At 64.5% G+C, this 4,807-nt stretch carries 2 protein-coding genes; one reads left to right on the forward strand and one right to left on the reverse strand.

What is annotated here, in order from left to right; all coding sequences use genetic code 11:
- Positions 1-362 precede the first annotated feature (362 nt).
- Positions 363-2,252, forward strand: a complete 1,890-nt coding sequence (locus ACXWUF_RS18765) for an ABC1 kinase family protein (RefSeq protein WP_458496121.1) — start codon at positions 363-365, stop codon at positions 2,250-2,252.
- Positions 2,253-2,375: 123 nt separating this feature from the next.
- Here the strand turns inward: ACXWUF_RS18765 and ACXWUF_RS18770 are convergent.
- Positions 2,376-4,807, reverse strand: a 2,432-nt coding sequence (locus ACXWUF_RS18770) for an SDR family NAD(P)-dependent oxidoreductase (RefSeq protein WP_458496122.1), incomplete at its 5' end; no start/stop codon positions are given.

Genomic DNA, 4,807 nt, shown 5'->3' on the forward strand with positions numbered 1-4,807 from the left:
CTGGGCCGGACTGACCCGGACTCGGATGACCGGCCCAGGGCGAGGCGGAACGCGAGTTGAAAGGCCGCGTGATTGGCGTGTCGGCTTTATGCTGCGTTATCGCGACTTATACTCGAAACAGCCACAAACCGAACTTTTTAATCCCCCTCACCCCAACCCTCTCCCAGAGGGAGAGGGGGCAAGATGTTCAGTTTGTGGCTGAACGCAGTATAGGATGGGTGGAGCGTACTCGCGAAACCCATCGAACCGGGCCGCATTGCGATGGGTTTCGCTACGCTCCACCCATCCCATAAAGATATTCTTTCCTAGAAATCGCCTAACGCCTCCGCCTGAAATCACTCATATTCCAACAGTAGGACGCCATGCCCGAAACGGATCAATCCACGCCGCCACTCCTCCCAGCCGCCCAAGAGGGGCACCTCAACCGCGAATCGGTGGTGCGGCCGATCCCCCGGCGCCGCCGGATGGGTTCGCCGAGCAAGCCGCTGCGGCAGGTCACCCCGCCCAAGTCCGATCTCAGCTTCAAGGCGTCCTTGCCCGCCGTGCTGCGGCGCATGGCGATTTGGAATCTCCACCTGCTGCGGTTGTTCATCGGCATCCTCTACGACCTGATCCGGCTGCGCGGTTCGCCCGAAAGCCGCGCCGTGCGGGTCCGCCACATGCTGCAAAACCTCGGCCCCACGGCCATCAAGATCGGCCAGCAACTCTCCATCCGGGCCGACGTCCTGTCGGCCCCTTATTGCGAGGAACTGGCCAAGCTACTCGATCAAGTGCCCCCGTTCCCCACCCCCAAGGCCATCGAGATCATCGAGACCTCCACCGGCTACCGCCTGGAACAGGTATTCCGGGCGTTCGACCCGGTGCCCATTGGCTCGGCGTCGATTTCCTGCGTGTTCCAGGCCGAATTAATCAACGGCGACAAGGTGGCCGTGAAGGTGCGCAGGCCCGGCGTCCCCCAATTGCTGGTCGCCGATCTGGAAGCCCTGGGCATCTTGTCGAGGTTGTCCGAGGCGCTCGGCCTCATGGTGCCGGGCGTCGCCAGCAGCTTCACCCTGGAGTTGCGGCGCATGTTGCTGGAGGAATTGGACTTCCGCACCGAGGCCCGCTACACCGAGATTTTCCGGCGGGACGCCCGCGAATGCCCCTATGTCACGGCCCCCAAGCTGGTCCATCCGCTCTGCAACGAGCAGGTGTTGGTGTCCGAGTTCATCAGCGGCGCGTTCCTGACCGAACTGCTGGCGGCGATCCAAGAGGGGAATCAGGAGGAATTGCTGAGTTTTTCCCTGCGGGGCTTCGACCCCAAGCTCATCAGCAAGCGCATGTTGCGGGTGTTCTTCTGGGAAATCTTCGAAAGCGAGTTCTTCCACGCCGACCCCCATCCGGCCAATATCATCGTCCGCCCCGACAACACCTTCGTGATGATCGACTTCGGGTCGTGCGGATCGGTATCCAAGAAGTTCCGGCACAACCTGATGCAGTTCTACCGCCATGGCATCCAGGGCGACCTCAACGGCATGTGCCGCAGCATCCTGGCGACCGCCGAGCCGCTGCCCCCGGTGGACGTGGACAGGTTGCTGGATGATCTGCTGCATGTGGTGCGGGGCTGGTATCTGGCCCTGCAAAGCAAGCACTCGACCTGGGAGGAGAAATGCACCGGCGGCCTGTTCATGAAGATGATCTTCATCCTGGGCGACTATGGCATCACCAGCCGGACCGATGCGGTGCGCTTCTTCCGGGCGAGCTTTCTTTACGACTCCATCATTTTTCGCCTGAATCCGCGCGCCAATGGCGAGAAGGAGTTCAAGAAATGGTACGACACCTATGCCGAGAAGCGGCGCAAGCATTTCCAGAAGCAAATGCTGGCCCGTGTGACCGGCCCCGCCGACGCGGATTACATCGAGATCGAGAAACTCATGACACTAGGTCACGACTTGATTGACCGTACCCAGAGCTTCCTGGAGGCGCCCCATTTCTCCTTCGCCAGCCAAGTCGGCAAGGTGGCCTATTTGATGTTGTTGCTGGTTAAAACCGCCATCGGCATCTTCGCGACGATTATCGCGCTGGCGACTGGACGTATGCTTCACCTGTTCCATACGGGGTCTTGGTCCGACGAGAATGGCTTGCTATTGAGCGTGATGGAATGGGCCTTGGAGAATCCCGCGACCCAGGTGGTGGTGCTGCTGCTCTTGCTCATCGGCATTCGCAAGATGGCCGTCCGCCTGGACCGGGTGGAGGTCGATGGGCGGTCGTGATGGGCCGTCCGCCCCGGCCAACATTAAGTTTTATAGGATGGGTGAAGGCGCACGCTTGTCTTTCCAGAGCCGGAAGCCTTCCCCGGTGCGCCCCACCCATCCTATGCCGCCTGGGCGGTTTCATCATGGTTCATGCAGGAGCAGGCTCAGCGCCTCCTCGACCTCCTCATCGGAAAGGCCATCCACGATGTCGTCCGCCGCGCCGAAGTGGGCCGGTTCCGCCGTCGGGGACTCCCACTGGCGGGATTCCGTTACGGGAGTGAAAGTTACCGGCGGTGCGGACGCCGCCACCACGCCGCCCAGTTTTTGCCGCAACGTCGTCCCGTGTTGCTCCGCGAAATAGATCGCCAGTTTCTGAAGCGTGGCGTGTTCGAACAGCAAGGTGGTGGAGAGCCCCTCGAAGTCCTTTTGGAAGCGTTTGGTCAATTCCAGCCCGACGATGGAATCCACGCCGAATTGTTCGAACGTGGCGTCGGGGTTCAGGTCGGTCTCGCGCAGGCCCAGCACTTCCCGGAACACGCTCTTGACGTGGTCCAGCGCCAGCGCCGTGAGGTCATCCCGTAAACTCAAGGCAACGGCGGAGGCCGATGGCGAACGGGCGGGTCCGCCGCTGGCAGCGACCGGCGCGGCGGCTTGTGGCGAGGCTTGGGCCGCTGGTGGGGCCTGCTCCACCAGGGCCAGCCCATCGCTGACCCCCGCGATGACCCGCAGCGAGGCGCCGACATCGCCGAATGCCCGTCCGGGCCGGAAGCCACAGCGGTCCAGCGCCGCCAGCCAGCCCGCTTCATCCAACAGGGGGGAATGGGGAATGCGGATGTCGCCGTCGTCGAACGCCCACCAGCCATCGGTCAGGCCGAAGGTCAGGGACAGGAAATCCTCCAATCGGGTCATTTCGTTCAGGATCAGGACGCCGTTCCGCTTGAGCAGCCGCTTGATCCGCCACAGCGTTTCCTCGATGTTGCGGGTGGCGTGCAGCACGTTGCTGGCGAGTACGATGTCCGCCCCGCCTTCCTCGAAGCCCTGCGCCAGCGGGTCACGCTCAATGTCCAGTTCACGGAAGCTGGCGAAGGGATAGCGGGGTCTGAAGGTCCGCTCGCCGTGCCGGGTGAAGCGGTTGGACACGTCGGTATAGGCGTAACGAACCACGTTGCCGAAGGGCACCAGGGCTTCCAGCACAAAGGCCGAGGTGCCGCCAGTGCCCGCGCCGATTTCGACGATGCGGAGCGGCTTGTCCCTAGTCGGGGCGGCCCGCTCCACCGCGCCCAGCACCAATTCGGCCATGGTTTGATGGAGCTGGTCGGCGGTGGCGTTGCCCCGGTAGATGCCCTCCACCAAGCGCATTGACCCGTCGGGGAACATGATTTCGGCATAGCTCTTCGCGCCGGACAGGACGGCGGGAAAGCCCGCCACGCAGGCCGCGAGCAGTTCCAGATGAGGCGCTAGGTCCGGGTAGGCGCGGGCCAGCGCGTCCCGCCGGGCCGGAAGATTTTTCACCCAGTCCGGCAGTTCCGCCGCCTGGGCGGTGGCCGTCAGCGCCGCGCCGTCCAGCGCCAAAAAGCCGTTGCGGACGGCCATGTCGAGCAGGGCGCGGTAGAGCCGGTCGTACTTGGGAAGAATGCCGAGCCGCCGCGCCCAGTCCACTGCGTCCACCTTTTCCGAAGGCTTGGGGAAGGTGCCGGAACGCTGGAAGAACGCCATCAATTCGGCCACGACGATTTGCCGGAAGGCTTCCGCAGCCTCGGGATCGTCCGCCGCGCCGGTGGGTTCAGTGGCGCCGCTCAGGAAAGCTTCGGCCCGTTGCGTCATCGCCCCCAAGTCCGCGCCGGTTTCGCCCGCCACCGTTCGGACCCGGAGCCGTGCCCGGACGCCCATGGCTTCCAGCGTCAGCGGTTCCGCCTTGATGGGCGCCACTTGGGCCACGCCCTCCTGCGCCAGGATTTTTTCCAGAGCCGCCATGCCTTCCGGCGGCTCGATGGAATAGAGTCCCAAGGCCCGCATGGTCCGGCGGTGGGCCGCGTCCGCCACCGCCCCCACCGAACCCCAATAGCCCCAATTGATGAGCTTGACGGGGTAGGGCAGGGTCTCGGCCAGGGCCAGGGCGTAGCCATCCTTGAAGGTGCAGCCCGCCGCGTAATTGGCTTGGTTGGCGCTGGCGGTGAATGACTGGGCCGAGGACAGGAAGGCGATGAAGTCCAGTGGGTCGGCGCCGAAGGCTTCCCGCAGCGCCACGCTGCCCAGCGCCTTGGGCCGCAGCACCGCCGCGAAATCGCTTTCCGCCATCGCCGCCAGCGGTTGATCCCGCAGCACCAGGGCGGAATGGATCACGCCGTGGATGGTCCCGAAGCGCTGCTTGGCCTCCGCCACGGCGGCGGCGAGCGAGGCCGGGTCGGTGGCGTCGGCCCGGAGATACAGGACCGACCCGCCCGCCGCTTCGATGGCGCGGAAGCGGGCCGATAGTTCGGCGGCGGGGGCGCGGCGTCCGACGATGACCAGTTTGGCCCGATAGTGCCGGGCCAGATAATCGGCCAAGGCCAAGCCGATGCCGCCCGCGCCGC

It is taken from the genome of Methylomagnum sp. (assembly GCF_054333355.1).

What these genes read in the sequence shown, in the direction of transcription:
- ACXWUF_RS18765 (WP_458496121.1), top strand. Translation starts at nt 363, where the DNA reads ATGCCCGAAACGGATCAATCCACGCCGCCACTCCTCCCAGCCGCCCAA.